The sequence below is a fragment of the Hoeflea algicola genome, assembly GCF_026619415.1.
GTDB lineage: Bacteria > Pseudomonadota > Alphaproteobacteria > Rhizobiales > Rhizobiaceae > Hoeflea > Hoeflea algicola.
This window is the reverse complement of the sequence record NZ_JAOVZR010000001.1, coordinates 3,013,628-3,039,367: the sequence shown is the minus strand read 5'-3', so window position 1 is coordinate 3,039,367 and position 25,740 is coordinate 3,013,628. Positions and strand designations below refer to the sequence as shown.

At 60.3% G+C, this 25,740-nt stretch carries 28 protein-coding genes and 1 riboswitch; of the genes, 17 read left to right on the top strand and 11 right to left on the bottom strand.

Features of this window, described 5'->3' with window-relative positions:
- Positions 1-131: 131 nt before the first annotated feature.
- Together OEG84_RS14905 and OEG84_RS14900 are read left to right on the top strand one after the other, a co-directional pair.
- Positions 132-908 (top strand): Bax inhibitor-1/YccA family protein, encoded by a 777-nt coding sequence (locus OEG84_RS14905; RefSeq protein ID WP_267654481.1) that lies wholly within the window; start codon positions 132-134, stop codon positions 906-908.
- 109 nt (positions 909-1,017) lie between these two features.
- On the top strand, positions 1,018-1,569 hold the full coding sequence (locus OEG84_RS14900) for a GNAT family N-acetyltransferase (RefSeq protein WP_267654480.1): 552 nt from the start codon (positions 1,018-1,020) through the stop codon (positions 1,567-1,569).
- Positions 1,570-1,661: 92 nt separating this feature from the next.
- Here OEG84_RS14900 and OEG84_RS14895 read toward each other — a convergent pair whose 3' ends face one another.
- The 3 genes from OEG84_RS14895 to acnA all read right to left on the bottom strand — a co-directional run bounded on the left by OEG84_RS14895 (position 1,662) and on the right by acnA (position 6,065).
- A complete protein-coding gene (locus tag OEG84_RS14895) occupies positions 1,662-2,060 on the bottom strand; it encodes a DUF2794 domain-containing protein (RefSeq protein ID WP_267654479.1) in 399 nt (132 codons plus the stop codon).
- Between the two features lie 396 nt (positions 2,061-2,456).
- Positions 2,457-3,215 (bottom strand): DUF1223 domain-containing protein, encoded by a 759-nt coding sequence (locus tag OEG84_RS14890; RefSeq protein ID WP_267654478.1) that lies wholly within the window; start codon positions 3,213-3,215, stop codon positions 2,457-2,459.
- 159 nt (positions 3,216-3,374) lie between these two features.
- On the bottom strand, positions 3,375-6,065 hold the full coding sequence (gene acnA, locus OEG84_RS14885; RefSeq protein WP_267654477.1) for an aconitate hydratase AcnA: 2,691 nt from the start codon (positions 6,063-6,065) through the stop codon (positions 3,375-3,377).
- A gap of 269 nt (positions 6,066-6,334) precedes the next feature.
- On the opposite strand from acnA, the gene ccmA reads away from it, so the two are divergent.
- The 10 genes from ccmA to OEG84_RS14835 all read left to right on the top strand — a co-directional run bounded on the left by ccmA (position 6,335) and on the right by OEG84_RS14835 (position 13,382).
- Complete coding sequence (gene ccmA / locus OEG84_RS14880; protein WP_425602918.1) at positions 6,335-6,997, top strand: heme ABC exporter ATP-binding protein CcmA; 663 nt, start codon at positions 6,335-6,337, stop codon at positions 6,995-6,997.
- Positions 6,994-7,656, top strand: coding sequence for a heme exporter protein CcmB (ccmB, locus tag OEG84_RS14875; protein WP_267654476.1), 663 nt, complete (start codon positions 6,994-6,996; stop codon positions 7,654-7,656). Before ccmA ends, ccmB begins: the two co-directional genes overlap by 4 nt.
- 44 nt (positions 7,657-7,700) lie before the next feature.
- Positions 7,701-8,456 (top strand): heme ABC transporter permease, encoded by a 756-nt coding sequence (locus tag OEG84_RS14870; RefSeq protein WP_267654475.1) that lies wholly within the window; start codon positions 7,701-7,703, stop codon positions 8,454-8,456.
- 16 nt (positions 8,457-8,472) lie between these two features.
- Positions 8,473-8,646 (top strand): heme exporter protein CcmD, encoded by a 174-nt coding sequence (gene ccmD, locus OEG84_RS14865; RefSeq protein WP_267656193.1) that lies wholly within the window; start codon positions 8,473-8,475, stop codon positions 8,644-8,646.
- Entirely contained in the window at positions 8,643-9,236 is a 594-nt protein-coding gene (locus OEG84_RS14860) for a DsbE family thiol:disulfide interchange protein (RefSeq protein ID WP_267654474.1), read from the top strand. The genes ccmD and OEG84_RS14860 overlap by 4 nt, the downstream gene beginning before the upstream one ends.
- A 71-nt stretch (positions 9,237-9,307) precedes the next feature.
- Positions 9,308-9,841, top strand: a complete 534-nt coding sequence (locus OEG84_RS14855) for an NUDIX hydrolase (RefSeq protein WP_267654473.1) — start codon at positions 9,308-9,310, stop codon at positions 9,839-9,841.
- 364 nt (positions 9,842-10,205) lie between these two features.
- Complete coding sequence (locus OEG84_RS14850) at positions 10,206-11,516, top strand: bifunctional helix-turn-helix transcriptional regulator/alpha/beta hydrolase (protein ID WP_267654472.1); 1,311 nt, start codon at positions 10,206-10,208, stop codon at positions 11,514-11,516.
- The gene (locus OEG84_RS14845; RefSeq protein ID WP_267654471.1) at positions 11,489-11,986 is read left to right on the top strand and encodes a hypothetical protein; all 498 of its coding nucleotides are present in this window, start codon (positions 11,489-11,491) and stop codon (positions 11,984-11,986) included. The genes OEG84_RS14850 and OEG84_RS14845 overlap by 28 nt, the downstream gene beginning before the upstream one ends.
- Positions 11,987-12,052: 66 nt before the next feature.
- Positions 12,053-12,412, top strand: a complete 360-nt coding sequence (locus tag OEG84_RS14840) for a BA14K family protein (RefSeq protein WP_267654470.1) — start codon at positions 12,053-12,055, stop codon at positions 12,410-12,412.
- Between the two features lie 121 nt (positions 12,413-12,533).
- The gene (locus tag OEG84_RS14835) at positions 12,534-13,382 is read left to right on the top strand and encodes a hypothetical protein (RefSeq protein ID WP_267654469.1); all 849 of its coding nucleotides are present in this window, start codon (positions 12,534-12,536) and stop codon (positions 13,380-13,382) included.
- Positions 13,383-13,469: 87 nt separating this feature from the next.
- On the opposite strand, the gene OEG84_RS14830 is transcribed toward OEG84_RS14835, so the two are convergent.
- From OEG84_RS14830 to blaOXA, 7 genes are all read right to left on the bottom strand, one after another.
- On the bottom strand, positions 13,470-14,195 hold the full coding sequence (locus OEG84_RS14830) for a septation protein A (protein ID WP_267654468.1): 726 nt from the start codon (positions 14,193-14,195) through the stop codon (positions 13,470-13,472).
- Positions 14,192-15,748: a signal recognition particle-docking protein FtsY gene (gene ftsY, locus OEG84_RS14825; RefSeq protein ID WP_267654467.1), complete on the bottom strand. Its 1,557-nt coding sequence runs from the start codon at positions 15,746-15,748 to the stop codon at positions 14,192-14,194. Before ftsY ends, OEG84_RS14830 begins: the two co-directional genes overlap by 4 nt.
- A 42-nt stretch (positions 15,749-15,790) precedes the next feature.
- Complete coding sequence (mtaB, locus tag OEG84_RS14820) at positions 15,791-17,101, bottom strand: tRNA (N(6)-L-threonylcarbamoyladenosine(37)-C(2))-methylthiotransferase MtaB (RefSeq protein ID WP_267654466.1); 1,311 nt, start codon at positions 17,099-17,101, stop codon at positions 15,791-15,793.
- Positions 17,098-17,976, bottom strand: a complete 879-nt coding sequence (dapF, locus tag OEG84_RS14815; protein WP_267654465.1) for a diaminopimelate epimerase — start codon at positions 17,974-17,976, stop codon at positions 17,098-17,100. The genes mtaB and dapF overlap by 4 nt, the downstream gene beginning before the upstream one ends.
- Before the next feature lie 139 nt (positions 17,977-18,115).
- A complete protein-coding gene (locus OEG84_RS14810; RefSeq protein WP_267654464.1) occupies positions 18,116-18,421 on the bottom strand; it encodes a hypothetical protein in 306 nt (101 codons plus the stop codon).
- Between the two features lie 216 nt (positions 18,422-18,637).
- Positions 18,638-19,717: an MBL fold metallo-hydrolase gene (locus OEG84_RS14805; RefSeq protein ID WP_267654463.1), complete on the bottom strand. Its 1,080-nt coding sequence runs from the start codon at positions 19,715-19,717 to the stop codon at positions 18,638-18,640.
- 76 nt (positions 19,718-19,793) lie between these two features.
- The gene (gene blaOXA / locus OEG84_RS14800) at positions 19,794-20,597 is read right to left on the bottom strand and encodes a class D beta-lactamase (protein ID WP_267654462.1); all 804 of its coding nucleotides are present in this window, start codon (positions 20,595-20,597) and stop codon (positions 19,794-19,796) included.
- A 210-nt stretch (positions 20,598-20,807) separates the two neighbouring features.
- Here blaOXA and OEG84_RS14795 point away from each other — a divergent pair, with 210 nt between their 5' ends.
- Positions 20,808-21,236, top strand: a complete 429-nt coding sequence (locus OEG84_RS14795; protein ID WP_267654461.1) for a hypothetical protein — start codon at positions 20,808-20,810, stop codon at positions 21,234-21,236.
- Positions 21,237-21,399: 163 nt separating this feature from the next.
- Here the strand turns inward: OEG84_RS14795 and OEG84_RS14790 are convergent, their stop codons facing one another.
- Positions 21,400-21,840, bottom strand: coding sequence for a hypothetical protein (locus OEG84_RS14790; protein WP_267656317.1), 441 nt, complete (start codon positions 21,838-21,840; stop codon positions 21,400-21,402).
- Between OEG84_RS14790 and OEG84_RS14785 the strand changes: the two genes are divergently transcribed.
- The 4 genes from OEG84_RS14785 (at position 21,737) to OEG84_RS14770 (ending at position 25,671) form a co-directional block, all read left to right on the top strand.
- The gene (locus tag OEG84_RS14785; protein WP_267656192.1) at positions 21,737-22,621 is read left to right on the top strand and encodes a histidine kinase N-terminal 7TM domain-containing protein; all 885 of its coding nucleotides are present in this window, start codon (positions 21,737-21,739) and stop codon (positions 22,619-22,621) included. The two genes, OEG84_RS14790 and OEG84_RS14785, sit on opposite strands and share 104 nt — an antisense overlap.
- Before the next feature lie 76 nt (positions 22,622-22,697).
- Positions 22,698-23,735: an IS110 family RNA-guided transposase gene (locus OEG84_RS14780; RefSeq protein ID WP_267656191.1), complete on the top strand. Its 1,038-nt coding sequence runs from the start codon at positions 22,698-22,700 to the stop codon at positions 23,733-23,735.
- A gap of 266 nt (positions 23,736-24,001) precedes the next feature.
- Positions 24,002-24,697 (top strand): GGDEF domain-containing protein, encoded by a 696-nt coding sequence (locus OEG84_RS14775; protein WP_267654460.1) that lies wholly within the window; start codon positions 24,002-24,004, stop codon positions 24,695-24,697.
- A gap of 257 nt (positions 24,698-24,954) precedes the next feature.
- A riboswitch (TPP riboswitch) is annotated at positions 24,955-25,068 on the top strand.
- Positions 25,063-25,671, top strand: a complete 609-nt coding sequence (locus OEG84_RS14770) for a YkoF family thiamine/hydroxymethylpyrimidine-binding protein (RefSeq protein WP_267654459.1) — start codon at positions 25,063-25,065, stop codon at positions 25,669-25,671. It overlaps the preceding riboswitch by 6 nt.
- Positions 25,672-25,740: the final 69 nt, after the last annotated feature.

The window sequence follows — 25,740 nt, the reverse complement described above, 5'->3', positions numbered from 1 at the left end:
AATGATCAAGGGTCTTGCCGTGGGCGTTGATCGTCCTCATATTGTAGTCAGGCATGCTGGAGCCCGGCAGCGGCGCCTGGGTTATGGAACCCGACACCGTAAACAACACCAGGGCTTATAAAGAGGAAAACATGGCTGACTTTCGCAATTCGAATGTCCGCGTAGCCAATGGCGCCCATGCAGGCGCTGCCATTGATGAAGGCCTTCGTGCCTACATGCTGCGCGTTTACAATCTGATGGCATTGGGACTGGGCATCACCGGTGTCGCAGCCTACGCTATCGCATTGTTCGCAACCACCAACGATCCGGCTGCTGCCGTGGCAACACTCGGCAACGGCAAGATGCTGACCGGTCTTGGCGCAGCACTTTATGGCTCGCCGCTGAAATGGGTGGTCATGCTGGCGCCGCTGGGGATGGTCTTCTTCCTGAGCGCCCGCATCGAAAAGATGAGCGTTTCTGCGGCGCAGACAACCTTCTGGGTCTTTGCCGGCCTGATGGGCGTCTCGCTGTCGTCGATCTTCCTGGTCTATACCGGGGCGTCGATCACGCAGACCTTCTTCGTCACCGCCGCTTCGTTCGGCGCACTGTCGCTGTATGGCTACACCACCAAGAAGAACCTGTCGGCAATGGGTTCGTTCCTGATGATGGGTCTGTTCGGCCTGATCATCGCGATGGTGGTCAACATCTTCCTGCAGTCGAGTGCGCTTCAGTTCGCGATCTCGGCGATCGGTGTGCTGATCTTCGCAGGCCTTACCGCCTACGATACGCAGCAGATCAAGGAAATGTATTACGAGGGTGATACCGACGCCACCGCCGGCCGCAAGGCAATCATGGGTGCGCTGCGTCTGTATCTCGACTTCATCAACCTGTTCATGTTCCTGCTGCACTTCCTGGGCAACCGCGAATAGCAGCAACACATTGGATCTGGAAAAAGGCGGCCCTCGGGTCGCCTTTTTTGTTGGCGGCATTTCGCGCTGGCGCTAAACCGAAAGTCTGCACTCACTGGACCGGTACCCGATGATCATCCGCGACGCTGCTTCCACTGATCTGCCCGCCATCACCCGGATCTACTCCGACAGCGTGCAAAACGGTGTCGCCAGTTATGAACTTGTCATACCCGACGAGGCCGAGATGGGGCGGCGAATGGCGGCGCTGCGGGATAGTTCCTACCCCTATCTGATCGCCGAGGACGATGATGGCGCGGTTCTGGGCTATGCTTACGCCTCGGCGTTTCGGACCAGGCCGGCCTACCGCTGGCTGGTCGAGGATTCGATCTATCTGGCGCCGGAGGCGCGCGGCCGTGGTGTCGGCCGGGCATTGCTCGAAGCCCTGATCAGTCGCTGTGAAACGCTGGGGTTTCGGCAGATGGTGGCGGTGATCGGCGGCGCCCATCCTGCCTCGATCGCCGTTCACCAGAAGGCCGGTTTTGCCAGCGCCGGGATGATTGCCGGCTCCGGCCACAAGCACGGTCGCTGGCTCGACACGGTGTTCATGCAAAGGCCGCTGGGCGAGGGCAAGGCGACAGACCCGGATCCGGAAACCTATCCGGGCACGCTGTTTACGGGCTGAACCTGTCGGAATGATGGGAGCAGAGTGCTTGCCAGCACAATATTCCCGTTGGCTTGCGACGGCAAAAGCAAGCTGCCGCCGATTTCCGGTGCCTACCGCACCAGCCGCGGTGTCTTGTCGAAATATTTCAACACGGTTTCGAGCTCCTGGCCGCGCTTGAGCACCAGCCCGGAGGCGGAAATGATCGAGAAGGCGCCCTGCTTGCGGGCGCGGGAGGGATCTTTCTCGATCCGGTACAGCGGCACTTCGCTGGTCCGGCGAAAGGCTGAGAAAATGGCACGGTCGTGCAAATGGTCGATGGCGTAGTCGCGCCAATGCCCCTCGGAGACCATGCGGCCATAGACCCGCAGAATAAGATCGAGTTCGCGACGCTGGAAGGTCACCGGTTCGGGGGTGTTGCGGCGGCGCATCTCCGCGAGATCCACGGTCGCCGCCTGGCTTGCTGTTCCCTTGGGTCCGCGGCGCGCGGAGTAATCCGCCCCGTCCGCCATCAGATCGCCTGCAAATCATTTCTCATCAGAGCAGTTTGCCTGACACGGGCGCGAATTCAAGCGGGGAAGTGGTTTTTTGGACGTCTGCGCAAGGTCCGTTCATGCCGCGGTGCAGCATCACGAATGACATCAACCGGTCGTCTTTGTTTACCCGATCGGGCCCAGAAACCGGCCAAAGGCATATTTGGGCCGCAATTCAGTCAAATCACCGCCTGATTTGGCATCAATTCTCTCAGCGTTGCCTCAGACGGTCTGAACCGGGGACTTCGGAATGACAGCCCCCAGCCCCCTCGGAGTTCCCGGGACGGATCACCCAGGCAGAAGTCGTTCCCGCGGCTTACTGCTTGGGGCAACTCCCAAAACCCTGATTTTGACCGGCCGCTGGCCGGTCTCTTTTTATCCGTATTCGCTAGCCTCGATTATCGCCGCGCCGAGAATTCGGCCCGGCGCGCCGTCCTTGCCGACCACCTGCAACAGGATCGCGCAGCCGACGCCGGGATGGGCTGACAGCAGCGAGGGTGGCAGTTTCAGGCTGATGGCGTCGCCGTCCCACATGCCCACGGTCTGGACCTCGCGCACACTGTGCTTGTAGGTGATCTTGTGGCCGGCGTTCTCGCCTTTCTTGATGTCGACGGTGGTGGCTTCATTGAAATAGACGATGACAATGCTGGCCTCGCCCTGGCCGTCGTCGATGGAAATGTTCAACCCATTGTCGTCGAGGCTTGCTTCGACACCGACCGTCAGCCCCTCGCCGGCGGCCGAGAGCTTGCTCAGAAGCGCGTCGACAGCGGCGCCGTCAGCGCCATTGGCGTGGTCTCGGCCGTTGACGACTGCTTGCGGCGTGTAGACATTCTTGCGCTTGAGGCTGTGTGCATAGCCATATTGCCGCTCGGTGCTGGCAGCATTGGACAACGTGTCGGCCCAGCCGAGATAGTTCCAGTAATCGACATGATAACTCAGGCCGAGGACCTCTCCGCTCTCGATCAGTCGGGCCAGTTCGGCGTCGGCCGGCGGGCAGGAGGAACAGCCCTGACTGGTAAACAGTTCGACCACGCCCCGCAAATTGCCGGCAATCGCTGCAATCGGCTGCGCCACGACGAACATCCCCGTGAATGCAGGGAGAGCGAGGGCGAGTATGAATGCGCGGGATGTCATCAATTTGGGGTCCGTTGTAGCTGGCGTCATGATCCGTACTTCTCAAGGGATGTTATCCCCGAGCGACGGACACGACCAAATCACGTTGCGGTGACAGGCTCAAACGAAAAACGCCGGGGCAGTGCCCCGGCGTCTGATGGTGGTCGAACCGGAGTTCGGTCAGGCGGCAAGATCGCGCAGAACTGTCTGCAGGATGCCGCCATTCTTGAGGTATCCGAGCTCATCGAGCGTATCGACGCGGCAGATCAGCGACACCTCCTTGACCGTGCCATCGGCAAAGGTGACCTTGGCGATCTTCTTCTCGCCCGGCTGGATGCTGGCCAGACCATCGATGGTGACGGTCTCGTCGCCCTTAAGACCGAGGCTCTCCCAGCTTGTGCCTTCCTCGAAGACAAACGGGATCACGCCCATGCCAACCAGGTTGGAGCGGTGAATGCGCTCGTAGGACGCGGCAATGACGGCGCGAACGCCGAGCAGGTTGGTGCCCTTGGCAGCCCAGTCACGCGACGAGCCATTACCGTATTCGGCACCGGCGAAAATCACCAGCGGAACGCCTTCGGCCTTGTACTGCATGGCTGCATCGTAGATCGAAACCTCCTCGCGGGACGGGTAATGGAAGGTGTACCCGCCTTCACGACCGTTTGGTCCGAGCATGTGATTGCGCAGCCGGATATTGGCAAAGGTGCCGCGCATCATGACTTCATGGTTGCCGCGACGGGTGCCGTACTGGTTGAAGTCCATCACGCCGACGCCATGGTCCATCAGATAGGCGCCTGCAGGTGACTGTGCCTTGATGGAGCCTGCCGGAGAGATGTGGTCGGTGGTGATCTTGTCACCAAACAGACCCAGCACGCGCGCACCCGTGATGTCGGATATGCCCGCACCGGTCTTGCCCATGCCTTCAAAGTAAGGCGGGTTCTGCACATAGGTCGAATTGTCGTCCCAGGCATAAGTCTGACTCGACGGTACTTCAACGGCCTGCCAGTTTTCATCGCCCTTGAACACGTCGGCATATTTGGCCGCGTAAAGCGCGCGGGTGACGTATTTCATGATGAATTCCTGGATTTCCTGGCTGGAGGGCCAGATGTCCTTGAGGAATACCGGGTTGCCGTCCTGGTCATCGCCGATCGGTTCGACGGTCAGGTCCTTCTGCACCGAGCCTGCCAGCGCATAGGCCACGACCAGCGGCGGTGAAGCCAGGTAGTTGGCCTGGACGTCAGGCGAAATGCGGCCTTCGAAGTTGCGGTTGCCCGACAACACGCCGGCGGCGATCAGCCCCTTGTCGTTGATGGTCTTTGAGACCGGTGCGGGCAGCGGGCCGGAGTTACCGATGCAGGTTGTGCAGCCGAAGCCGACAAGGTTGAAACCGAGTGCGTCGAGATCGGTCTGAAGACCGGATTTTTCGAGATACTCGGCCACCACCTGGCTGCCAGGGGCCAGTGAGGTCTTCACCCAAGGCTTGGTCTTGAGACCCTTGGCGCGGGCGTTGCGGGCCAGAAGGCCTGCGCCGATCAGCACGCTCGGGTTGGAGGTGTTGGTGCACGACGTGATGGCGGCAATGGCCACATCGCCATGGCCGAGATCGTAATCCTCGCCCTCGACCTGGTAGCGGTTGGTCAGTTGACCGGGCTTCTTGTATTCGTCCACGAGCGACTGGGCGAAGCCGGCAGCGATCCCTTCCAGCGGAATGCGACCTTCCGGACGCTTCGGGCCAGCCATCGACGGCACCACGGTGCCAAGATCAAGTTCGAGCGTATCGGTGAACACCGGCTCGGCAGCGCTGGTGTCGCGCCACATGCCTTGTGCCTTGGAATAGGCTTCAACCAGCTTGATGCGGTCTTGCTCGCGGCCTGACATGGTCAGGTACCGGATGGTTTCGTCATCGACGGGGAAGAAGCCGCAGGTAGCGCCGTATTCCGGGCCCATGTTGCCAATCGTGGCGCGGTCGGCCAGCGACATCGAATCAAGGCCGGGGCCGAAGAATTCGACGAATTTGGCGACAACGCCCTTCTTGCGCAGCATCTGCACCACGGTCAGCACCAGGTCGGTGGCGGTGACGCCTTCCTTGAGTGCGCCGGTGAGGCGGAAGCCGATGACTTCCGGCAGCAGCATGGAAATGGGCTGGCCGAGCATGGCCGCTTCTGCCTCGATGCCGCCAACGCCCCAACCGAGCACGCCAAGACCATTGATCATGGTGGTGTGGCTGTCAGTGCCGACGCAGGTATCGGGATAGGCGGTGATTTCGCCGTCTTCTTCCTTGGTCCACACGGTCTGGCCAAGATATTCAAGGTTGACTTGGTGGCAGATGCCGGTGCCGGGCGGCACGACGCGGAAATTCTTGAATGCCTGCTGGCCCCACTTCAAAAAGCGGTAGCGTTCGCCGTTGCGCTCATATTCACGCTCGACATTGTGGGCCAGCGCGGTTGGCGTGCCGAATTCATCGACAATCACAGAGTGGTCGATGACCAGGTCGACCGGTACCAGCGGGTTGATCTTCTGCGGGTCGCCGCCGAGCGCCACCATGGCGTCGCGCATCGCAGCCAGATCGACCACGGCGGGGACGCCGGTGAAATCCTGCATCAGCACGCGGGCCGGACGATAGGCTATTTCAGCGTCGGCCTTGCCCTTGTTGGTAAGCCAGGCGACGACGGCGAGAATGTCGTCCTTCTTGACCGTGCGGCCGTCCTCGTTACGCAGAAGGTTTTCGAGAATTACCTTCATCGAATAGGGAAGTGTAGAGATGCCGGTCAAACCGTTCTTTTCGGCTTCGACAAGACTGTAATAGACATAGTCGGTGTCACCGACCTTGAGGGTGGAGCGGCAGTTGAAGCTGTCGAGTGATTTGGCCACGAGCAACTCGCTTTCGTCAGTTCAGCCGAATTTTGAAGGCAAACACCTTGTTCACGCTGATCGCGTGGAGAAGGGTGCGGGTACGGTCATTTCCGCAGTCCGCCCGTGACGCCTGATCGGCTGTCATGTTCGGCACTAGGTGGAATTCACGCCGACCGCTGGCGTGGTTGCAGGTCTTATAGATTCTTTCGTATGAAGGTGCCAGATCAACCAATGGCCCATGCGAATGTTTTTTGGGCGGGTCCGGCGCGGTGAACGCGGCGGCCGAAATGCGGGGGCCGATGCAGGCAATAGCCACCAATCTCAAGGGACGCCGCGGCGACAGCGTGCTGTTCGACAATGTCGGATTTACGCTGGCGCGCGGTGAAGCGCTGATTGTCACAGGGCCTAATGGCGCAGGTAAATCGACCCTGCTGAGGATTCTGGCGGGTTTGTTGCGGGCTGATTCGGGTAGTTTCTCGCTGTGCGACGATGCGGGGGCTGATATGGCGGTTGCGGAACACGCCCATTATCTGGGGCACCGCAACGCCATGAAGCGCGAATTGCGGGTGTCGGAGAACCTCGATTTCTGGAAAAGCTTTCAGCGCGGTGACAGCAGCACCGGGCTGTCGGTCGATGCGGCGATCGAGGCCGTCGGGCTTACCGGCGTGGCGCATCTGCCGTTCGGCTACCTGTCTGCGGGTCAGCAGCGGCGTATCGCGCTGGCACGGCTCTTGGTGGTGTGGCGGCCCGTGTGGATCCTCGATGAGCCGACGGCGGCGCTCGACAAGCAGTCGGCGGGATTGTTTGCCGATCTGGTGAGAGAGCACCTGTCCGGCGGTGGAATAGCGATTGCGGCCACCCACCAGCCGCTGGGACTCGATCCGGTCAAGACGCTGGAATTGTCGGGCGATCACCGTGCCGCCTTCGATGCCGTGGAGGCCTGGTCATGAGGGCGCTGCTGAAGCGCGATCTGGCGATTGCCACCCGCTCGGGCGGGGCGGCGATGCTCGGCGTGCTGTTCTTTCTCGCCGTGGTGGCGGTCATTCCCTTCGGCATCGGCCCAGATCTCAACCTTCTGGCTCGGATCGGCCCGGCAATCCTGTGGATCGGCGCGCTGCTTGCCTCGCTTTTGGGTCTCGATCGGTTGTTTCAGGCCGACCGCGAAGACGGCTCGCTCGACATGCTGGCGATGCAGGACTGGTTCTCCCTGGTGCTTACCGTGTTCGTCAAGAGTCTGGCGCATTGGCTCGCCACCGGGTTGCCGCTGGTGCTGGCGGCACCGCTTTTGGGCCTGCTGATGAACATGAGCGCGATTTCCACCGGTGCGGTCATGCTGACACTTCTGGTCGGCACGCCGGCGATCTCGTTTATCGGCGCGGTTGGCGCTGCGGTAGCCGTCGCCCTGCCGCGCGGCGGGCTGCTGGTGTCGATCCTGATCCTTCCCCTGGCAATCCCGATCCTGATCTTCGGCGTCAGTGCCTCCTACGCCGCGGTCACCGACCCCGACCCGTTCTGGCCACCGTTCATGATCCTGTCGGCAATCGCGCTGTTTTTTGCAGCCCTCGGGCCCGTGGCCTCGGCGGCGGCGCTGAAGGGTGCGGCAGATTGATCTATTTCATTGAAACCAGCCCCGACAGGCATTAGAAAAAGTCTATGAGCGACACCACGATCTCCCAGGGCTGGTTTACCGGGCTGGCCAACCCGACCCGGTTCCTTGCCCTTTCGGGGCGGATTCTGCCCTATCTGGCCGTGGCCTCGGTGCTGGTACTGGCGGTCGGGCTCTATATGTCGTTTACCGCGCCTGCGGATTACCAGCAGGGCATCACCGTGCAGATCATGTATATTCATGTGCCCGCCGCCTGGCTTGCGATGATGTGCTATTCGGTGATGGCAATCGCCTCGGTCGGCACCCTGGTGTGGCGCCATCCGCTGGCAGATGTTGCCGCCAAGTCGGCGCTGCCGATCGGCGCGGCGTTCACCTTCCTGTCGCTCTTGACCGGCTCATTGTGGGGCCGGCCAATGTGGGGCACCTGGTGGGTTTGGGATGCGCGGCTGACATCGGTGTTCGTGCTGTTTTTGATGTATCTGGGGCTGATCGCGTTGCACAAGGCGATGGATGACCCGTCCCGCGCGGCGCGTCCCGCCGCGGTGCTGACGCTGGTCGGCTTCATCAATATCCCGATCATCAAGTTTTCGGTCGACTGGTGGAACACGCTGCATCAACCGGCGAGCGTGATGCGGCTCGATGGTCCGACCATCGACCCGTCGATGCTCTATCCGCTGCTGGTAATGGGGCTTGCCTATACACTGGTCTTTTTCACGCTGCATTTGATGGCTATGCGCAACGAGATCTGGCGCCGGCGGGTGCGGGCAATGCGCCGGCAAGCCGCCCAGTCGATCGGGCGCTGAGCGCGAAGGGACAAGTCTGATGAGCCACGAAAGCTTCGTGTTTCTTTCCTATGCGGCGACGGCGGTGACGCTGGTCGGGGTGCTGGTGTCGATCCTTCTTGATGGCCGCGCGCGCAAGCGCGAGTTGGCCGAACTGAAGGCGCAAGGCATACGCCGGCGTTCGCAAACGGCAACGGGTTCCAGTCAATGAGCGACGCGGCGCAGGCCCCCCACGGAAAACGCCGTCTGCTGGTGGCGTTCCTGCCATTCATTCTGTTCATCAGTCTGGCCGGCGTGTTTTACTATCAACTCGAATTCGGCCGTGATTCAAGCGAAATCCCCTCGGTGCTGATCGGCTCGAAGGCGCCGTCGCTGGACCTGCCGCCGCTCGACGGGCTGAGCGTGAACGGCGCGCAATTGCCGGCGCTCAATGATGCGGCGATCGCCGGCAAGCTGGCGCTGGTCAATGTCTTTGCCTCCTGGTGCGTTCCCTGCCGGCAGGAACATCCGTTCATGCTCGAACTGGCGCGCGATTCGCGGGTGGTGCTGGTGGGCATCAACTACAAGGACAAGAACGAGAACGCGCTGAAATTTCTCGGTGAACTGGGCAATCCCTATGCCGCCATCGGTGTCGACCCGGTCGGCAAGGCAGCGATCGACTGGGGTGTCTATGGCATCCCCGAAACCTTTCTGGTGGCGCCCGATGGTACCATCGTGTTCAAGCAGATCGGCCCGTTCACCGAAGAGAGCCTGCGCGACAAGCTGATGCCGGAAATCGAAAAAGCGCTCTTGGGCAGCTGAGCCACATACTCTGACGGTACCTCCGAACAGCTGATCTCGTCTTGGTGCGCATTTGGCCCTATGTTTGTGCCATGACTACGCCCCAGCAATTCGACCGCCTGACACCTGATGGCGACACCCATGAACGCGATGTCTGCCGCACCTGCGGCTTTGTCGATTACCAGAACCCGCGCATTGTCGTGGGCTCGGTGGTCCGGCACCAGGGCAAGGTGCTGATGTGCCGCCGCGCCATCGAGCCGCGGCGTGGCTTCTGGACCGTGCCGGCGGGCTATCTTGAACTTAACGAGACGCCCGAGGACGGTGCCAAGCGCGAGGCGCGCGAAGAGGCGCTGGCCAATCTCGAACTTGGTGAATTGCTGGCAATCTATTCGGTGCCGCGCCTGAGCCAGGTGCAGCTGATCTGGCGCGCCGAGTTGATCGACCCGGGCGCGGGCGCGGGCGCGGCGCTCTACGGCGTCGGCGAGGAAAGCCTGGAAGTGGAACTGTTCGACTGGGATAAATTGCCGGTGGATGAGATCGCGTTTCCAACCGTGCACTGGATGCTCGGCCACGAACGTGAGGTGATGGAAAAGGGCTATTCCGGGCCGTTCGGCAATGCGGGGTAGGGTGGGGCTGAATCAATGTATCGGCGGAGGATTGCTAAGGGGCCAAGCGGCCAGGACAGGGATGTTTTGGTCGTCGGCAATATGGTCGGTTTCAGGACCTTTCCGGCGAGCGCTCAAAAGTGGCCACTGGCACCGGAAGCATGATCGCCGCCGCATCCCGCGAGAACTCATTGTGTGAGATCGCAAATACCGTTCAGCTGCGCCCGGGGCGGGATCAAGGAATGCGGCCGCCGACCAAGTCATGTTTGATTGCCTGTAAAGGAAAGATCCTGACAAAATCTCGAAGCTAAAAACGGTCACCAGCAAAACCGTAGTAAGGTTCAGTGTAAAGCTCTATGGTCTTGCACTTAACGAGATTTTTGAAATGCCCGACCACTCCGAGCAACTTATCCATCTGGTTTATGAAGCGTCTCTGGACAATTCACTTTGGCCGGAATTGGTGCTCACGCTTGCCGAGCACCTCGAAAAGGCACGTGAAACGCTGCCAGCGTCGCAACAACAATCCTCAATCACCAATATGGCGAAGCATTTTCTGCGCGCGTTCAGTATTTCGGAGCGCATTGTGGACTTGCAGGAACGCGAAGGACAACACACTGCGGTCCTCAATACCTTTTCGTTCGGGCTTGCCCTGATCAACGAGCAAGGTGAGACGATCATGAAAAACAGCGCGATGATGGCCCAACCGAAGATTGCGCGGCTTTTTGACAAGACGACGACACCCTTGTTGCGCTGCCCGCTCACCGAAATCGAACAATCGCTTAAACAGTGGGTCAGCCAAATCAACCGTACCGACGAACCAAGCGCCTTGGCCTTGCCGACCAATGGGGCTGCCAACCTGCTGATGTTGCCCCGGCGAGAGGCCGTGCGCATGGGTTTCCCACCCAAAGCCGCGGCGGTTTTGCTGGTTACGGATGCAGGCGAAAACGATGGCATACGGGCCTTTGCCGCCAAATACGGCCTGACCAGACGCGAAACCGATCTGCTCGCCGCGATCACACAGACAGGCGACCTTAAACAGGCCGCCGCCGAGATTGAATTGTCGTACGAGAGTGCGCGGACGTATCTGAAGCGGATTTACAACAAGACTGGCAGTCGATCACAGGTCGACCTGATCCAGAATTTGCACAAAGGCCCGCTGAACGTGCTGCGCAAACGCCGCACCTCGGAAGAAGAACAGCACAGGGTGCGCAGGCTTATGCAGCTCAAAGACGGGCGCATCCTGGAGTATTTCACACTTGGTCCCAAAACCGGCAGGCCGGTGGTGCATTTTGATGCCCTGGCAGGGATCACTGTCGATATCGTCGGCAACCCTGCCGGCGTGCTGACCCATCTCGAAAAACACGACATCCGCCTGATCACCCCGTGCCGTCCTGGCGGGTTCAGGTCCAGCCCCAGGGCAATGACCAGCTTGCGCGATTTCAGCGGCGATGTGGTGGAATTGCTCGATCACCTCAAGGTGGACCGGTTTTCCATCTTTGCGGTGTCATTTGGTGCGGGCTCCGCCGTGGCCGTTGCCCATGAATTGCAGGATCGTATCGACCGCGTGGTTCTGTCGTCAGCGCCCTACCCTGCCTATTCCCCCCGAATTGGCGCGACCTGGACCTGTTTTACCAGATGTCGGGTGTGCTGGGCCGGAAATGGCCGGCGATGTTGCGGCAGATGCTGCCCTTCCTGATCCGGTCCATCATGCAGAATGTGGACAGCTATTTTGACCGCTACATCAGCAAGACCAAAAGCACCTACGATGTTGCCGCCTTGTCGAACCCGTTTATCAGGTCACGCATGGCCGAGATGCTTGCCGAACGCACCGCGGCGGGGATGTCCGGCATGGTCGAGGAAAATGTCCTCAATGCCCAGGGTTGGGATTTCGATGTGGCCGACATCACGGTGCCCGTGGACATCTATCATGGCGTGCTCGACAACGTGGCCCCGCTGGCCGGTGCCGCGCTGATGGTGGAACGGCTGCCCAACGGGTCACTGACTGAATTGCCCGAGCATGGTCATTACCATCATCTTACCGGATGGCCCTGGCTGCTGGCACGGACCGCAGGGTGTGATGTGAATGTCGGAGCGGAAACCTACGTCATTCCCGAAGTTGCTGACGGTCCCCAACTGGGGATATTGGAAAGTACAGCCACCTCATAGGACTAGTTCATACTGCCACGAAACCAGAATAGTTCAATTCGAAATTTTGAAATCAAGGAGTAAACCATGTCCAGCATTGTCATCAAATCCTTGCTGTCAGCGGCTTTTGTTCTTACCTCGCTGATGCCGGCCGCCGCCTTGCCGAGCATGCCGCTCGTCGCCGCAGTCGAGCAGCCCGCCGCCCAACGCGCGGGCGTCATTGAAGTACGGCAAAGACACCGCAAACGTTTCCGCCGTCACCATCAAAGACGGCATTATAACCGCCACAAGCCCCGCCACCACGAACGTCGTCATCACGAGCGTCGGGGTTATATGAGCCGCAGTCATGTTAACTACTGCTACAACCGGTATCGGTCCTACCGGGCCTATGACAACACTTACCAGCCTTACCACGGCAGAAGGCGGGCTTGCCGCTCGCCCTATTGAGCCAGCACTGACGCGCACGGGTGAGCGGAGCTCCAAGCTCCGCCGCCCTAGCCTCACATCCGATCATATCGCGACATTTCACACAGAGTCCTGACGAATTCGGCCAACTGCACCGCTCCAGATGGCCGTGCAAAATCCGGGTTGTCCGCGATTAACGGCGTGCGGATCGTTCCCTACTATCGATCATCGGGAAAATCGTATTCCTATCCCCATCCTGCTGCTCACCCTGAGGCAGATCAGCGTCATTCACCGGCACCTGCGAATTGAGAGGATTGATTTGATGTTGCGTAAAATCGCACTGGCCACCGTATTGGCGTTGTCGCTTGGAACCATGGCCACCGCTCAGGACACGGCGCAAGACTATGACTGGCGCGCAATTCTGGAACAGTCGGTCAAAGTGCAGATGAAGATCGATGCCGGGTACGAGGTTTCCAAAGAGCGCGTGGTGCCGCTGCATTTTACCATGGGCGTGCCGTTTTCGAAGGGCAGTTTGACGACCCGGACGCGATTCCCGAAACAGAGGGGGAATCTGGGCGAATTGCAGTTTCTGTCCCCCGACGGGACGTTGCTGGAATATGTCACGTTCTCGACGGGGACAATCAGCGGGGACACGACAGATGAGCGACTGAAAAGGCTGTTTGTGCTGATCGACGAGCAGGTCTACCCGTCGCTGACACCGCCGCCCGAGGCCAAAATCCTGGGCGGGCGCATTACAGAAGTTTCGGGCCATCCGGCCGTCGAGTTTATGTCGTTGTTTGCTGATCCGGCACGGGGACCCGTGGCCGCGCGCATCGTTGGCGTGATCGCGCCGAACCGAACCGACGTTGTCATTTTTGTGCAGCAGACGATGCGGGACAAAATGGCTCTTGCTGGTCCCGACGAGCTGGCCAGGACCTTCGGCGGCGCGATGCTGTCGTCCCTGACGTTTCAAGCCTATCGCGATGCGTCCGGCGCTTTGATCGATTTTTGAGGGCGCTGGGGCCGGGCGATCTGTCATCCACGACACGACACCGGGCCCGAACGCCACCAAACGAACTATCTGACGTCTCTGATTGGCTTATGACGTTTTGGGCTCTTCCGCGTCCTCGTCCGGCAGCGCATGCCGTTGCATCAGTGGCAGTTGCGCCAGCGTGAAGATGATCGACAGCGGCATGTTGCCCCAGAGCTTGAAGCCGACCCAGAAATCGGTCGAGAAATTGCGCCAGATGAACTCGTTGACCACCGCCATGATCAGAAAATACAGGCCCCAGCGCATGGTCAGGATGCGCCAGCCTTCCGCGTCGAGCTTGAAGGCGGAATCAAACACGTAACCCAGAAACGACTTGCCGAAGAAAAGACCGCCGAGCAGGATCAGGCCGAACATGGTGTTGATGATGGTCGGCTTGATCTTGAAGAAGGTTTCATCCTGGAGCCAGAAGCCGAGCGCGCCGAAAACGAAGACGATCCCGGCAGACAGGATCGGCATGATCGGCAGCGTGCGCAGCTTGATCCACGAGATGGTCAGGGCGATGGCGGTCGCGGCCATGAAGAAGGCGGTGGCGACGAAGATGGGCTTACCAAGGGAAGAAAGCAGCGGATATTGCTCCGTCAGCCACTCGGCCTTGGCGTTGGCGAAGAAAAATACCAGCAGCGGGCCCAGTTCCAGAGCCAGTTTGAACAGCGGATTGATGCGCTTGCGCTGGGGATCGCCCGGCTCGCGTTCGAAAATCTGGATCTCATCGACGTGGGCCGCGGCGCCGGTCGGCGCGTCGGCCTGGCTATCGGTGGGGTCGGGCGGGCTCATTTTGGTTCTCCGGCAATGGCTGAGGCGAAATCGGCCGCCTCAAAGGGTTCGAGGTCATCGACGCCTTCGCCGACCCCTACGAAGTAGACTGGCAATTTGTGCCTGGCGGCGATGGCCACCAGAATGCCGCCGCGGGCGGTGCCGTCGAGCTTGGTCATCACCAGCCCGTTGACGCCGGCGATATTCTTGAAGATTTCGACCTGGTTCAATGCGTTCTGGCCGGTGGTGGCATCGAGCGTCTGCAGCACGGTGTGCGGTGCGTCGGGATCAAGCTTGTTGATGACGCGGACCACCTTGGCCAGCTCGTCCATCAGCTCGGTGCGGTTCTGCAGCCGTCCTGCGGTGTCGATGATCAGCACGTCAGCGCCATCTGCGCGGGCGGTCTCGAAGGCCTCATAGGCAAGGCCCGCCGCATCGGCGCCGAGCTTGGTGGAAACCACTTTCGAGCCGGTGCGGTCGCCCCAGATCTTGAGCTGCTCGATGGCGGCTGCACGGAAGGTGTCACCGGCAGCAAGCATGACGTTGAGCCCGCCGGCGCTCAATTTGGCGGCGAGCTTGCCGATGGTGGTGGTCTTGCCGGTGCCGTTGACTCCGACCACCAGAATGACATGCGGCTTGTGGCTGAGATCAAGCTCCAGCGGTTTGGCCACCGGACCCAGCACCTTGGTGATCTCCTCGGCCATGACCTTCTGCACTTCAGCGGGCGAAATGTCCTTACCGTAGCGGGTGGAGGACAGCGCATCGGTGATCTTGAGCGCGGTCTCGACGCCGAGATCGGCCTGCAACAGCACGTCCTCGAGATCCTGCAGCGTTTCCTCGTCGAGCTTGCGCTTGGTAAAGATGCCGGTGATCTGGCCGGACAGCTGACCCGAGGTGCGCGACAGGCCCTTGCGCAGACGTTGCCACCAGTTGCCTGCTTCTTCTTCCACAGGTTCGGGCGTGACGACGGGTTCCGCCCTTGACACCGTGTCGCGAACAACAAGTTTTCGAGGCTCAGGCTCAGGCTCAGGCTCAGGCTCAGGCTCAGGCTCAGGCTCAGGCTCAGGCTCAGGCTCAGGCTCAGGCTCAGGCTCAGGCTCAGGCTCAGGCTCAGTGATTGGTTCTGGGTCGAGCACGGGATCTGCGGAAAGCTCCGCCGGGGTCAGGCCTTCGTCCACCACATCGACGTTATCGGTCGGGCTTTCATCATCCGCCGCAGCCACCGGTTGTTCATCGGTCGTGGCGGGAGCCGGGGGTTCGTCGACATGGTCCTCATCGGCCCGGGCGGGTGCCGATGGCGTCTGTCTATCCGCGGTTTCCGGAGTTTGGTCCGGGACCGGAGAGATTACCGGATCGGCCGCCAGTTCCTCGGGGGCCACCATCGCCTCCGTCGCGGCCTCCTGAGGCGGTACGGCTTCGGACGGCAGGGTCTCTGGAGACGCTGGGTCAGGTTGGGACTCGGGAACAGGCGTTGCCGGGGCTTCGGGGCTGCGTGCCTCATCCGCCGCGGGGTCCGCCGCCGCTTCCTTGTTTCGCCCGAAGGAGAAAACCTTTTTGATGAAGTTGAGCGCCATGCCTGCCTGTTGTCCTTCCTGAATTCAACCGATGGGTCGGGGTCAACCCGTGGCGACAACAGCGGAGCCCGTGTCTTCCGCCGCCGCATCGATCAGATCGCCGATCAGGTGATCCTTGTCACGTCCGGTCACCTTTATCAAAGCCATCTGGCCCCTTGGCGCATTTTGCGCAACCACCGGGGTGAAATTTTCGGTTCGCGCCACGCCCGAATATTCAACCAGCGCCGAATGGGTTGCTGCACTGGCCACCATGGCGTCGAGATGGGCGTCATGGGCCTGATCGCCCCTGGCCCGCAGCCGCGCGGCGCGGTTCTTGATCAGGCCGCGTTCGAGCTGCGGCATCCGCGCCGCAGGCGTCCCCTGGCGCGGCGAATAGGGAAACACATGCAAAAACGAGATCCCGCATTCGTCGATCATCTCGAGCGAGCGGGCGAACATCTCTTCGGTTTCGGTCGGAAAACCGGCGATCAGGTCAGCGCCAAAGGCAAAGCCGGGCCGGAGATCGCGCACCTGGCGGCAGAAATTGATCGCATCCGCGCGGCTGTGGCGGCGTTTCATGCGCTTGAGGATCAGATCGTCGCCATGCTGCAGCGACAGATGCAGATGCGGCATGAAGCGAGGTTCGCCGGCGATCAGATCCATCAGCGTGGCATCGACCTCGATCGAATCGATTGATGACAGCCTGAGCCTCTTGAGCTCCGGAACCTGTTTGAGAATGGTGGCGGCGAGCGTGCCCAAACGGGGGCTGCCAGGCAGGTCGGCGCCGTAGCTGGTGGCGTCGACACCGGTAATGACCACTTCCTGGTAGCCATTGTCCACCAGCTTTTCGATCTGGGTAACCACCGCGCCCATAGGCACCGAACGGGAATTACCGCGGCCATAGGGAATGACGCAGAAGGTGCAGCGGTGGTCGCAGCCATTTTGCACCTGAACGAAGGCGCGGGCCTGGCCGGCAATCGACTCGATCATCTGCGGCGCGGTCTCGCGCACCGACATGATGTCGTTGACGTGGATTTTTTCGCTCTCCGAGACGCCGAAATCGGGAAGGCTGCGGTAGCTCGCAGCACGCGCCTTGTCGCCATTGCCGATCACCAGATCGACCTCTTCCATGGCGGCAAAAGTTTCCGGCTCGGTCTGCGCTGCGCAGCCCGACACGACGATGCGGGCATGCGGGTTGTCGCGCCGCGCCCGGCGGATCGATTGCCGCGCCTGCCGTACTGCGTCGGCGGTCACCGCGCAGGTGTTGACCAGAATCGCGTTGTTGAGGCCTGCGCTCTCAGCGGCGTTGCGCATGGTTTCGGATTCATAAGTGTTGAGCCGGCATCCGAAGCTGAGAACCCGAACCCCGCTCACGCCGGTGCCTCGTCAGCCTGCCAGGCGCCGGTTTCGGGATTGACCCGGCCTGAAAATTCCCATTCGGCCGGGCCGGTCATCATGACCTGATTGTTGGCGCGCCAGTCGATCTCGAGCGGGCCGCCGGGCACGTTGACGGTGACCTGGCGGCCGGTTCTTTCGGTGCGCGCTGCGCAGACAGCCGCAGCGCAAGCGGCCGAGCCGCAGGCACGGGTCAGGCCGACGCCGCGTTCCCATGTGCGCAGATCGAGTGTTGCCGCATCGATCACCCGGGCAACCGAAATATTGGCCCGCTCGGGAAAGATAGGGTGGTTTTCCAGGAGCGGTCCGAAGCGTTCGAGATCATAGGACCAGACGTCCTCCTTGACCCAGAAGATGGCGTGCGGGTTGCCCATCGAGGCTACCGAGGGTGAATGCAGCACCGGCGCGTCGATCGGGCCGATCTGCAGCTCGATGCGGGTGGTATCGTAAAATTCTTCGGCCAGCGGGATCTTGTTCCAGCGGAATTCCGGCATGCCCATGTCGACCGAGATCAATCCGCTCTCGTGTTCTTCGGCGGTCAGAATGCCGGCAAGCGTCTTGAAGGTGAACCTCTTGCGCCCGGTTTCCGACGCCAGCGCCTGAACCACGCAGCGGGTGCCGTTGCCGCAGGCCTGGGCGCGAGAGCCATCGCGGTTCAAGATATCGATACGGTAATCGACACCGTCGAGATCGATGTCGTGGATCGCCATGATCTGGTCGAAGCCGGTTTTGTCGCCGGCAGCCAGGGCGATGGCAGCCTCGGCGGTCACGGCATCGCTGCGGCCACGCATGTCGATGACGACAATGTCGTTGCCCAGTCCGTTCATCTTGGCGAAAGGAACCGTCGATCCCATGATATGACCTGTGCTTGTTTCCGGCCTATATGGCCGAAATGCACCGCGATTACCAGTGCCGGGGCGACCAACCTACGTGTTCTGTGGACGCTGTTTGCTGCTGATCAGCCAACGTTCGATCTTCGCGCTGGCGGGCAATTCAGGACTTGTTTCCTAGGGTGGCGACCCGGCCTGCAACGCCACTAATCGCGCCCTCGATTCTGGCAAGGTGAGATTCAATCGATGTCTGGATGTTTGCCAGCGAGCCGCCAAGTTCCATTTTGACCGTCAACTCAACATCGTCGCGAAGTTCGCCCTGCCGCCGCTCGATCCTTCTGGTCAGTTCATAATTCGCGTTCACAAGGCGCATCATGTCGGCCAGCTCTTTGCGAACAAGACGGATCTCGTCCATATTGAGCTTTGCCTGTTGAGCCAGAAATTCGAGGCTGATCGCTTCGGCTGTCATGGGCAGAACCTCCCTTGTAACCGAAGGAATTTAGCCCTTATTCGCGCAATTCACAAACTTTGGTGTGAAGGGCTGCCGGGCAATACGCATCGCGACAAGTGAATTTAATCGAGTGGCAGCGTCCGGGGATCGTTGCAGCAATTTTTGGGCTTGTTGCAAATCCGGTCGTTTGGTCGACAGCTACGGAAAACAAAGCCGATTTGCCCATCGTACGCTTCAGGCGGTTAATGGTGCTTCCCAGGCCTCGCCGGGGCTGAGCGGGCGGAAACGCTCGCGCGCCACGCCCTTTTCGGCAAGCTTGGCATCGAGCACCTCCGCAGGCGCATCCCGGCCTTCGTCGGTGAGCTGGAACGTGCCCCAATGGTGGCCGAGCGCATAATCGGCGCCAGAGAGCAGAAATCCGTCAATCGCCTCATCCGGGTTCTGGTGCTGGTCCTTCATGAACCAGCGTGGCTCGTAGGCGCCCACCGGCAGGATCGCGGCGCGGAAATGGCCATGGCGGTCGCGGGCGTTCTGGTAGGGACGGCCGTTGTCGAAACCGGTGTCGCCGATGTGCAGGATCTTGCCGCCGGATGTCTCCAGCACGAAGGCCGCCCACAGCGCCATCGACCGGTCATTGACGCCACGCGCCGACCAGTGATGGCAGGGCTCGAAATGCACCTTGGCGGCGGCTTCGCCGATCACGTCACCCCAGTCGCCGGTCTTGATCCGCATATCCGGCGTGTGCGCCTTGATGATGGCGTCATTGCCGAGCGGCGTGATCACCAGTGGATCATGTGCCTGCTTGAGCCGGGCCAGCGTGACCAGATCTAGATGGTCGTAATGATTGTGCGAGAGCAGCACCAGATCGATCTTTGGCAGTTCCTCGAAGGCGATGCCCGGCGCGGTGACCCGCTTTGGTCCGGCAAAGGAAAACGGGCTGGCGCGGTCAGACCAGACCGGATCGGTGAGGATGTTGAGCCCGGCTGTCTGGATCAGCAGCGTGGCGTGGCCGACCATGGTAATGCGCAACCGGTCACCGTCGATGCGCGGATCGGGGCTGGTGGGTGCAAATGGGCTGCGGACGGCGGCGGGCCATCTTGGCTGCTTGCCGCCGAATTTCCATTTCAGCAGATCGGAAAAGCCCTTGGGCTCGGCGCCATCGGGATTGAAGAACCGGACACCGTCGAAATGGTCGGAGACCGGGCCGGAATGATAGCGGTTGCTGGAGCGGGCAAGAGCCATGGCGGTCCCCGATGCGCCGATGCCGAAGAAACCGGCGAGCGCTGTAAATTTGAGAAAGGAGCGGCGGTTCATCGGCAGGATATGGGCGCGCGCGGGGCCGGAACAAGTGCAGGCAGGGTTTGCCGGCACGGATTGCCCGGCCTGGTCTTCAGGGCGTGGTGGCGATCAGCTTTGTCCATTCTGTCAGAAAAGCCTTTTTCGCCCTGATCCCGGCCGATCCTTTTTCACGTTTCTCATCCTGGTTGAGCCGGACAAAGACCAGCGTGCGATCAGCCTTCTTGGCCCAACCAACAAACCAGCCCCAGCTCCTGGCCCGGTCGAATTTTCCGTTCGCCATGCGCGGATAGGCGGCCCCGGTCTTGCCGGATACCATCCAGCCATCGCCGGCTTGCGTTGTTTCGACAATGGCCAGGGTCTGCTGAATGGCCTGAGGCGCGACCGGCAGAGTGCGATTGACGAGCGCGCGCAGAAATGTGGCCTGTTCCGCCGGTGCGATCTTCAGCGAAGAGGCGATCCATGCGCGCTCCAGCGCGTTGTTTTTGCCCGGATCGCCGTTGAAATCGGCGTTGCCATAGTCAAAGGCTTCCAGGTAGCTTTGAATTTTTTCAGCGCCGAGCACGGCAGTGATCTGTTGCGAATACCAGACGACCGAGTATTTCATCCAGCGTTCGGGGTCGGTTGATTGGGTCCAGTTCGCCCCGCCCCAGTCCGGGTATCCCTGTTTGAACGGCAGGACCGGTGCGTTGGCGCCGGTGAGAAAACCCGCATCGTACCCCATCAGGCTGAGTGCAATCTTGAAGGTCGAGGCAGGCGTGACCCGGGAGCGGCAATCGCCCTGTTCGCGCAAGATCTCTCCCGAGTCTGCGTCGGCGATCAGTGTGCAGATCGTGCTGGCGCTGGTGGGCAAGACCGACAACAGCAGGAAAATAAGGGAAGCGACTGGATGTTTCATGGGTCAATCAACAATCATGCCATCGTGGTTCGGCGCTGCGTGTGTGCGGATTTATGCACCGCTTTGATGCTCCCGCAACTGCAAACACTGGCATGGCTATCAAACCCGTTCAACAACATGAACGGGTTGTGAATGGAGGCTTCAGAAACGGTTCAACGGACGTGGATCATGGTGAGGTCATTGAAACACACACCGCCACGGAGCCACACCATGTTGACCAAGTCCATTCTCACCCTCGCCGCCGCTACTCTGGCAACCGTCCTGATCCAGACCCCGGTACAGGCCAGCGAATCGGCGCGCACCGTTCGCGACCACCGCGCTACCGTCGAGGTCCAGGTTCGCGACCATCGCGCCGCCCCGCAGGCCAAGGTCCGCGATCACCGTGTGAGCAAGCAGGAAAAGGTTCGTGACCACCGCAGCCAGCGCAAGAATGAAGTCGTCAAGGTCTCCCGCAAGGACTGCCGGGTGGGTTACGAAAGCCTGCGTCGCTCCGGCTACAGAAACATCAAAATGCTCGATTGCAACGGCAAGGAATATTCCTACCTGGCGCAGAAGCACCGCGCTCTGTTCGGCGCCAAGATGAATGCCTATTCCGGCAGCTTGAAGGTTTCCTTCATCGGTCCGGTGAAGAAGCACTAGATCTGGCAATTTCCAAGATTAATGCAATGAACCAGTCACAAACATCTTCAGGGAGGCCGGTGTTCGGCTTCCCTGACATCCAATCACCGAACCAGTTGATGGATCACCGGGCCTGACGCGGTCAGGCGAAATGCTCTCGTGAGCTTTTGTCATGAAACGAATTTTACAAGTTACCGCCGGAAGTCCGGCGCTGGTGATCGCCAATACCGCAACACCAGCAACCGGCCAAGAAGGTCAGCAATGACAGGGCGGCGAGCGCGGAAAACCCGAGAAATGAGCGACGTTTCATGCGGTGAAAAACGGGGCAAGCGGCAAAGGGCTTAAAGAGGAAGGCGCGCGGGATAGCCGCCGGACGCCGGACGGATGGCAAAGCTTCGTTAGGAAAACTCGCGTATGACTGGAGCAGAAATATCTGGACAGTGCGGCGGGAAGCCCGCTCTGCCGGATTGCCTGAAGGATTGATGATGAACTTTTCCACCCCGATCCTGCTTGTGATCGCGATGCTCGTGATCCTTTTGGTCGGACGAATCATCACGTCGCCGGAAGCACCGGGGCGAACAGCCTTCGGGCTGGCTGCCGTGGCATCGATCTGGTGGATCGCCATGGTCGTGCTTCGACTCAACAGTGTGGAACTGTCGGACAAGATCCTCTTCAACCGACTCGCCTGGTTCGGCATCATTGCGACGCCGCTGTTCTGGTCAGCAGGTTTTCTTGATCATGCAGGCTTCAGTCAATTCACCAGGCGCCGGTCAATCACCATCATGCTCGTGATCACTGCGATTGCGGGTTTCGCTGCGTTGACGGATGGCTATCATCATTGGCTCTATGTGGAAATCATCAACATAGAACGGCCGAGTTTCGCCTACGGATGGCTGTTTTATGCGTTGTTGGGGGGAATGTATCTGTGCATGCTGATTGCCTGCCTGATGTCGATTTCCCAGTTGAAGCACGCTGCTCGTCTGCACAGGCGCCAAATGATCGCGCTCTTGGTCGCAACATGTGTGCCCTGGGCCTGCAATGCGGCTTTCGTTCTGTTCGAATTCCGGCTCTTCAACGATGATCCGACGCCCTTTGCCTTCAGCGCGACCGTGCTGGCGGTGCTTTTTGCACAGCATCGCGGAAAGCTGTTTATTGCACCGCCTATTGCCCGGGACATCATTTTCTCGGTTTTGCCGGACCCGATCGTGGTGCTGGAACCGAGCGGCCTGGTTCTCGAGACCAATCCCGCGGCAGAAAAGCTGACAGGGTTCAGTGCAGATACCGTGGGAACGAAACTCCCGCCTTCCCACCCGCTGATGGCCTTCATCGCAGAAGACATACAGACCGGACCCGCGAAGCCGATCATTCACTTCGACGCCATGGAAAAGACTTTCGAGCTGGGATAATGGAGAACCGGGAGGGGGCGCAGGCTACAGGTTGGCGTTAGTATTAGGCGATTTAGCAGCAACCAAAGCGAGGAGAATTGCCATGCATTATTCCGTCGGACTGGATGTTTCCCTGGAAAAGACCGCCGTCTGCGTGCTCGATGAAGATGGAGCTATCATGCTTGAGCGGACGGTCGTCAGCCATCCAGATGATATCGCTCTTCTACTGTCGCCCTTCACCGACAAGATCAAGCGCGTCGGCCTTGAAGCCGGGCCACTTGCGCCTTGGTTATATGGTGGGCTGACCGACAAAGGCTTGCCTGCGTTCTGCATTGAGGTGCGTCAGATGAAAGCCTTCGCCAAGGCATCGCCAGTCAAGACAGATCGCCGCGACGCCCGTTTGATCGCGCAGGCTATGCGCACCGGTCTGTTCAAGGCAACGCATGTCAAAACGGAGTACAGCCAGCGGATAAGATTGCTACTCCGGCACCGGCAATCGATGGTCCGTCGCAACAAGGACCTGATCAACACTGTTCGCGGCTCGCTGAAGGCATTTGGCATCCGCACCGGTGGCGGCAAGAACACCTTATACGCCAGGCGAGTGCGCGAGGCGATTGATGATCCAATGCTGCTAGCCATGACCGAGCCATTGCTGAAAGCCTTTGAAGATGGCCTGCACACATTGGCCAGGATCGACAAGATGCTCTTGGAAATCGTGAAGCAGGACGCGGTTTGCCGTTTGCTGATGACGGTCCCCGGTGTCGGTCCTGTGACCGCATTGACCTTCCGCACGGCGGTTGATGTCGTTCATCGGTTTGATAACTCAAGGCTCGTTGCGGCAGTTTTTGGTTTGACGCCAAGGATCCATTCGTCTGGAGAAATGGAGCAGATTGGCCGTATCACCAAGAGCGGAGACACCATGGTCAGGGCCATGCTCTACGAAGCTGCAAATGTCATGATGACGCGTTGCCGCGCCGATAATTGGCTCAAGACATGGGCCCTGGGCGTCGCCAGGCGACGTGGCGCACGGAAGGCAAAAGTCGCTTTGGCCCGCAAGCTTGCAGTCGTCCTGCACCGCATGTGGCGCGACGGAACCGAATTCTGCATGGAGAAGCCAATGCCAATCCTACGCTGACAACCTGATCACGCTCGTCGTGAGAAAGCGGAGAGCGTGTGGGCACGAATGACTGCGTTGGACACCTTGTGAGATCCCATCACGGTTTCGAGCTTGCAGCATTCAGACCCACCTTCGTATCGCCCAGAATGTGGCGCCCGGCGCGGCGACCACGAACAGAAGCGTGATACCCGCTAATGACGACGAACCAAAAGGAGAACGAGTTTGACCCATTACAGAAGGTGTCCGTCCAGCCGCTGGAGCAATGGGGCCGGCAAGGCAGTGTCATGATCGTGTTGCGCGACGTCACCGTCCGCGAAGCCGCGCAGAAAAGTCTCCTGGATGCCGGCGCAGCGCTGACGTTGCGCCTTGAGGAAAATCAGCGGCTGCAGCAAAAACTGGAACAGCAGGCTTTTCAGGACCACCTGACCGGCCTCTTCAATCGCCGTCACGCCAGCACCGTCATCCCGCCTGTGCTGTCGAGTGCGAGCGAGAACGCGCCGGTATCGTTGATCATCGTGGATCTCGATTACTTCAAGCAGGTCAACGACCGCTATGGGCACGATGTCGGCGACAACGTCCTGTCGTCCTTTGCCAAGATCCTCAGCGATAGCCTGAAAGGCGCAGAATTCGCGTTCCGCTATGGTGGCGAGGAATTCCTCATCGTGTTGCCCGCCACCGCCCGCGATTCCGCGCTCGAACGTTGTGCGCAGTGGCGGCACGAACTTGCCACCCTGGCCATTGCCGAGCTGGGGGACGTCGCCTTGTCGTTCTCGGCCGGTATCGCAATCGCTCCTCAGGCCGGAACGTCATTGCTGGAGTGCACAAAGACGGCGGACATCGCTCTTTACCGATCCAAGATTTCCGGGCGCAACAAGGACACCGTCTGGGGCGAGCATCTTGACGGCATGGACCGTGAAGGGCCTGCCGACGGCCACGGCGCCCGCACAGCCCCGTCAGGCCGTAAGGCAATGCTGCCTTGATCTGAACTTGGCAAAAGGTGCCCGGGCTGGGGCTCTTTCATGCGTTTGTCGACCGGGCGAAGTCGCTATCGACCGCCATGGCGGCGACCCACCTGGCGCGGTAGCCGGTCACTGGTGGGCGTGTGTGGTGGGGGTCGAAAGGTTGGCGATCATGCCATGGATTGGATAACCTGCCGTCGTTGCCATCTCCAAGACAACTGAAAAACCGCAGGGAGAGACAAAAGCCCTTGCATTTGCATGCAAATCCTGTTGAATGCGCCTCACCACAGGGGTGCCGCGTAGAGCCGCGGCTGAGACGCGGGCGCCATGCCCACGGACCCTCGAAGCTGATCTGGATAATGCCAGCGTAGCAAGGAGGAGCCAAGATGTTCGCAGGCGCGCAAGTATCCCTTTATCCCATGACCGACGGGTTCGTCGACGTGATCCTGTCGTCGCTCTCGGCGCTCGATCCGTATCGTGATCGGCTCAGAATCGAGACCGACGATATCTCGACGTTGATTGTCGGACCGCCCGAAGTGCTGTTTCCAGCGCTGCGCGATCTCTATGTCGCCGTCGCCGCATTCCGGCACCACGTCGTGCTGCGGGCCACGCTGTCGCGCGGATGTCCCGGCGAGCCGGATGACCCGATCTGCCAGACCGGCGCATTGGCAAACCCGTCCGAACCGCTCGAAAGCCGCCAGGCCGGAGCGCTGGCCGCCTTGGCTGAAGCGCCGGACACCGGCGAGATCGCCCGGGCGCAGTTCTCTCTCTATGTGATGGGTGCCGGTGACCACATGGCCGAAATCATGGGCTGTATCGATTTTCTGAAATCAAGCGGCTGTTTCGATCGTTCGAAGAATTTCTGCACAAGGCTGACCGGCGATTCAGGCGTGGTGTTTGCCACCCTGCAGCAAGCCTTCTGCCAGTTTGGTCCCCCGCAGGGCCATGTCACCATAGATCTGACGGTTTCAGCCAACAGCCCTTCGATCAGCTGATCCGATGGCTCATTCCCCGTCCGGTGCGCCGGCGGCCCGGCTTCGCCGTGAGCTGCCGGTCGCCCCAAG

Coding starts and splice junctions, on each gene's coding strand:
- OEG84_RS14835 (WP_267654469.1), top strand. CDS start 12,534: ATGGCCGTGCAAAATCCGGGTTGTCCGCGATTAACGGCGTGCGGATCG.
- blaOXA (WP_267654462.1), bottom strand. CDS start 20,597: ATGAAACATCCAGTCGCTTCCCTTATTTTCCTGCTGTTGTCGGTCTTG.
- OEG84_RS14810 (WP_267654464.1), bottom strand. CDS start 18,421: ATGACAGCCGAAGCGATCAGCCTCGAATTTCTGGCTCAACAGGCAAAG.
- OEG84_RS14805 (WP_267654463.1), bottom strand. CDS start 19,717: ATGAACCGCCGCTCCTTTCTCAAATTTACAGCGCTCGCCGGTTTCTTC.
- OEG84_RS14770 (WP_267654459.1), top strand. CDS start 25,063: ATGTTCGCAGGCGCGCAAGTATCCCTTTATCCCATGACCGACGGGTTC.
- OEG84_RS14785 (WP_267656192.1), top strand. CDS start 21,737: ATGCTCGTGATCCTTTTGGTCGGACGAATCATCACGTCGCCGGAAGCA.
- OEG84_RS14870 (WP_267654475.1), top strand. CDS start 7,701: ATGAGCGACACCACGATCTCCCAGGGCTGGTTTACCGGGCTGGCCAAC.
- OEG84_RS14795 (WP_267654461.1), top strand. CDS start 20,808: ATGTTGACCAAGTCCATTCTCACCCTCGCCGCCGCTACTCTGGCAACC.
- ccmB (WP_267654476.1), top strand. CDS start 6,994: ATGAGGGCGCTGCTGAAGCGCGATCTGGCGATTGCCACCCGCTCGGGC.
- OEG84_RS14860 (WP_267654474.1), top strand. CDS start 8,643: ATGAGCGACGCGGCGCAGGCCCCCCACGGAAAACGCCGTCTGCTGGTG.
- OEG84_RS14850 (WP_267654472.1), top strand. CDS start 10,206: ATGCCCGACCACTCCGAGCAACTTATCCATCTGGTTTATGAAGCGTCT.
- OEG84_RS14900 (WP_267654480.1), top strand. CDS start 1,018: ATGATCATCCGCGACGCTGCTTCCACTGATCTGCCCGCCATCACCCGG.
- ftsY (WP_267654467.1), bottom strand. CDS start 15,748: ATGGCGCTCAACTTCATCAAAAAGGTTTTCTCCTTCGGGCGAAACAAG.
- dapF (WP_267654465.1), bottom strand. CDS start 17,976: ATGGGATCGACGGTTCCTTTCGCCAAGATGAACGGACTGGGCAACGAC.
- OEG84_RS14855 (WP_267654473.1), top strand. CDS start 9,308: ATGACTACGCCCCAGCAATTCGACCGCCTGACACCTGATGGCGACACC.
- OEG84_RS14890 (WP_267654478.1), bottom strand. CDS start 3,215: ATGACATCCCGCGCATTCATACTCGCCCTCGCTCTCCCTGCATTCACG.
- OEG84_RS14840 (WP_267654470.1), top strand. CDS start 12,053: ATGTCCAGCATTGTCATCAAATCCTTGCTGTCAGCGGCTTTTGTTCTT.
- ccmA (WP_425602918.1), top strand. CDS start 6,335: ATGCGGGGGCCGATGCAGGCAATAGCCACCAATCTCAAGGGACGCCGC.
- OEG84_RS14845 (WP_267654471.1), top strand. CDS start 11,489: ATGTTGCGGCAGATGCTGCCCTTCCTGATCCGGTCCATCATGCAGAAT.
- OEG84_RS14830 (WP_267654468.1), bottom strand. CDS start 14,195: ATGAGCCCGCCCGACCCCACCGATAGCCAGGCCGACGCGCCGACCGGC.
- OEG84_RS14775 (WP_267654460.1), top strand. CDS start 24,002: ATGATCGTGTTGCGCGACGTCACCGTCCGCGAAGCCGCGCAGAAAAGT.
- OEG84_RS14905 (WP_267654481.1), top strand. CDS start 132: ATGGCTGACTTTCGCAATTCGAATGTCCGCGTAGCCAATGGCGCCCAT.
- OEG84_RS14790 (WP_267656317.1), bottom strand. CDS start 21,840: ATGGCGATCCACCAGATCGATGCCACGGCAGCCAGCCCGAAGGCTGTT.
- OEG84_RS14895 (WP_267654479.1), bottom strand. CDS start 2,060: ATGGCGGACGGGGCGGATTACTCCGCGCGCCGCGGACCCAAGGGAACA.